Annotated in this window: 3 protein-coding genes and 1 pseudogene; 1 reads left to right on the top strand and 3 read right to left on the bottom strand. The window is 44.6% G+C overall.

The window, feature by feature from the left end; translation table 11 throughout:
* Positions 1-202 (top strand): annotated as a pseudogene (locus FFR48_RS29745) (hypothetical protein); the annotation flags it as partial.
* Here FFR48_RS29745 and ctaD read toward each other — a convergent pair.
* From ctaD to FFR48_RS26235, 3 genes are all read right to left on the bottom strand, one after another.
* Positions 159-1,853 carry a cytochrome c oxidase subunit I gene (gene ctaD / locus FFR48_RS26245; RefSeq protein ID WP_096569696.1) on the bottom strand — a complete coding sequence of 565 codons (1,695 nt, stop codon included), beginning with the start codon at positions 1,851-1,853 and terminating at the stop codon, positions 159-161. The pseudogene FFR48_RS29745 and the gene ctaD sit on opposite strands and share 44 nt — an antisense overlap.
* 94 nt (positions 1,854-1,947) lie before the next feature.
* Complete coding sequence (locus FFR48_RS26240) at positions 1,948-3,024, bottom strand: cytochrome c oxidase subunit II (protein ID WP_137669381.1); 1,077 nt, start codon at positions 3,022-3,024, stop codon at positions 1,948-1,950.
* Between the two features lie 313 nt (positions 3,025-3,337).
* Positions 3,338-3,559: a hypothetical protein gene (locus FFR48_RS26235; RefSeq protein ID WP_162501973.1), complete on the bottom strand. Its 222-nt coding sequence runs from the start codon at positions 3,557-3,559 to the stop codon at positions 3,338-3,340.
* Positions 3,560-3,652 lie beyond the last annotated feature (93 nt).

Here is a 3,652-nt window from a genome sequence, read left to right as displayed (position 1 = left end):
ATGCTTAATGAGGCATTGGGCATTGGGCATTGGGCATTGGGCATTGGGCATTGGTAAAAATCTTTTCCTCCCCTGCCTTCCCTGCCTCCCCTGCTCCCCCTGCTTTCTTCCCAGTCCCCAGTCACCAGTCCCCAGTCACCAATCACCAATCACCTCATTTACACGCCAGACTCAATGGTGGGATAGGGTTCGTCTGGTTTAGCACTTAATACTTTACTGACATCAACATTTTTGTGTTTCACGCCGTAGTCGTAAGGACCAGTAGTTAAAACAGGCAGTTTCTCAAAATTCTCAATAGCTGGTGGTGAAGTTGTCATCCACTCTAGGGTAAGTCCGCGCCAAGGGTTATTAGGTGCTTTTTCACCATAGAACCAACTCCATACCGCATTGATGATGAAGGGTAATGTGGAAATGGCGAGAATATAAGCTCCATAGGTGCAGATTTCATTCAAAGTGGTAAATTTAGGGTCATATTGGGCAACACGGCGATTCATACCCATCATTCCTAGTTTGTGCATGGGTAAGAAAGACATATTTAAACCCACAATGGTTAAGGCAAAATGAACCTTACCCCAAAATTCGTTCATCATCCGCCCTGTCATTTTCGGAAACCAGTGATAGATAGCGGAGAAAATACCTAACACACTACCACCAAACAGGACATAATGCAGGTGGGCAACAACAAAATAGGTGTCGTGAACATGAATATCAAAGGGAACGGATGCCAACATTACACCACTGACACCACCCATAACGAATGTACCCACAAAACCCATAGCAAACAACATGGGGGTATTGAGTTCAATTTTGCCTCCCCACATAGTTGCTAACCAACTAAAGATTTTGATCCCCGTGGGTACAGCGATGATCATGGTGGTGATCATAAAGAACATCCGCAACCAGCCGGGAATACCACTGGTAAACATATGGTGCGCCCAGACGATTAAACCTAAAAAGCTGATAGCCAAAGAAGAATAGGCGATCGCCTTATAACCAAATATCGGTTTCCGCGCATGAACTGGGATAATTTCCGAAATTGCCCCAAAGAAAGGCAAAATCATGATATACACCGCCGGGTGAGAGTAAAACCAGAACATATGCTGGTAAACTACCGGATCACCGCCACCGGTGGGATTAAAAAATGTAGTCCCTGCTAATAAGTCAAAAGATAGGAGAATTAACGCCCCGGCGAGAACTGGTGTAGATAGCAATACTAAAGCCGAAGTTGCCAACATCGCCCAACAAAACAAAGGCATTTGATGGACTCCCATACTGGGAACACGCATTTTTAAGAGGGTGACAATAAAATTAATCGCCCCCAAAATTGACGATGTACCCAACAACAGGACGCTAATGATCCAGATCGCCTCACCCACTTGGCCTGTTACCAAACTGAGGGGAGGGTAAGAAGTCCAACCAGCATCTGGGGCATCACCCACAACCAAACTAGCGATCAGTAATAGACCGGCTGGGGGGATCATCCAAAAAGCCACCGCATTTAAACGAGGAAAAGCCATATCCCTAGCCCCGATCATCAGCGGGATGAGATAGTTAGCAAAACCCGCCCCTGCTGGCACGATCCACAAAAAGATCATGATCGTGGCGTGGAGTGTAAACAAGCTGTTATAAACTTCCGGGGTGACAAAATCCACCTCTGGGGTGCGTAATTCTGTCCGCACCAAATCAGCCATTACTCCGCCAATACAGTAAAAAATAAAGGATGTAACCAGATATTGAATACCGATTACTTTATGGTCGGTATTAAAGGTGAAAAATTCCCACCACTTTCTTACCCCTGGTTCTTCCTGGAGGTGAGAAATATTGGTAGTTTCTTGTAATTTTGCTTGGGTCATAGTTTTTTAAAAGGAGATCAAGGAGTCAGGAGATCCAGGAGTCAGAAGTCAGAAAAAAGATAAATATTCCCAGTCACCAGTCACCAGTCCCCAGTCATCTGTGTAAATGCAGCATTTCTGGATGAATGCCCATTTCTTGGATGTAGGGGGCGAGAAATTCATCTACTGTCATATCTGCTGGGTTCATGGCCACAGCTTGATTTAAGTTGTCTTTACTGGCTACTAGCTGTTCTTGCATCCAACTATCAAAAGCCTCTTGGGACTCTACTATTACTTGAGTTTGCATTGCGCCGTGGTATGGTCCACAGAGTTCCGCACACACTACAGTATAAGTACCTTCTTTTCTGGGTGTAAAACGAACTTCTGTTTGTCTACCGGGGATCACATCTTGTTTGAGGCGAAATTCTGGCACCCAAAAAGCATGAATGACATCGTTGGCGCTCATGTTCAGTTCTACTTCTTGGCCGATGGGAACATGAAGTTCTCCCACTGTCACCTCTGTATCTGGGTAGGTGAACAACCAAGCATATTGTAGGGCAGAGACGTTAACAACTAACTGCGGCGCTTGTCCTTCTTTTTCCCGACTTGCGCCCAAGGTGGGAGCGACACTACCCACACCAGGAGCATTTTGCATTTGGGAAATTTCTGTATTACGAACTGCTGCGGTGCCTGGATCTTCCATAGCAGCGTCAAATTTTTCTTGATTCAGATTTGGTTTTGTGCTGCCAGGTGTATCGCTTAAAGTGGCAGCAATAGCAGTTCCCGCCATGGACATTGATTCTTCCATGATTGGTGCTTCATGGACTGAATGGGGATTTAATCCACCAATTTGGTTGTACACATCAAAGCTGTAAACGGAAATGCCAATAACGATAATTGCTGGGATCGCTGTCCAGAGTATTTCTAAAGGTACATTACCTTCAATTGGTGGACCATCTTCGGTGTCACCTGGACGGCGACGGTATTTTAAGACAGAGTAGAGTAAAACGCCTTCAACTATGAGAAATATTCCTATGGAGACGGTCAACATAGCACTAAATAGACCATCTATCAATACGGCTTCATCTGCTGCGGCTGCGGGTAACAGCCCGTGATTTTGACCGTACCAAAGACTGACCAGGGTTAGCACGATGCCTATGATTAGTGTCCAGATCGAACTTGGAATTTTCACGGCTTAACTTAATGGAATTAACTACGTTGATTTCACAGTAACTCACTTACTAAGGTAGTGCAGGGTTGGGTATCTTGACTCTCAATGTCTGAAATTTTTATTAAATTTTTTAACTATGTCGCTAATCTTGAGTAAAGGTATCCATAGTCATTTTGTCAAGAATAAATGATAATTTAAAGCCAAATTTAAGGAAAATTTTAGAAAATTGCCAGTGAAATTTCAATAAATGTCAACAATTAATTATTGCTATCTTAAAAAATGCCTAAATCTTACAGCGAAAAGTTGTGTTGGTGATTCAAAGTATAAGGTAACGTCAATTTTTCAACCCTAGTTCATAAGTTAGGGTGGAGATAGGTGACTGGGGACTGGGGACTGGGGACTGGTGACTGGTGACTGGGGACTGGGGACTGGTGACTGGGGACGGGCGACTGGGGACTGGGGACTGGGGACTAGGGACTGGGTATTGGGGACTGGGTACGAGAGACTGAGGAAGGGGGAATAGGAACTGGGGAAAGAAAAGATCGGAAGAGGACACAGATGAACTTCAAGAACATGCAGATACTCAGTAAGCCGTCTTCGACTTGAGTACAATAACGTGTTGGTAGTACGTCCGTTCCTAAGAAACTGG

Source organism: Sphaerospermopsis reniformis (assembly GCF_005402885.1).
GTDB lineage: Bacteria > Cyanobacteriota > Cyanobacteriia > Cyanobacteriales > Nostocaceae > Sphaerospermopsis > Sphaerospermopsis kisseleviana.
Note: the sequence above shows the minus strand (reverse complement) of the source record. Positions and strands in the feature narration are given on the sequence as shown.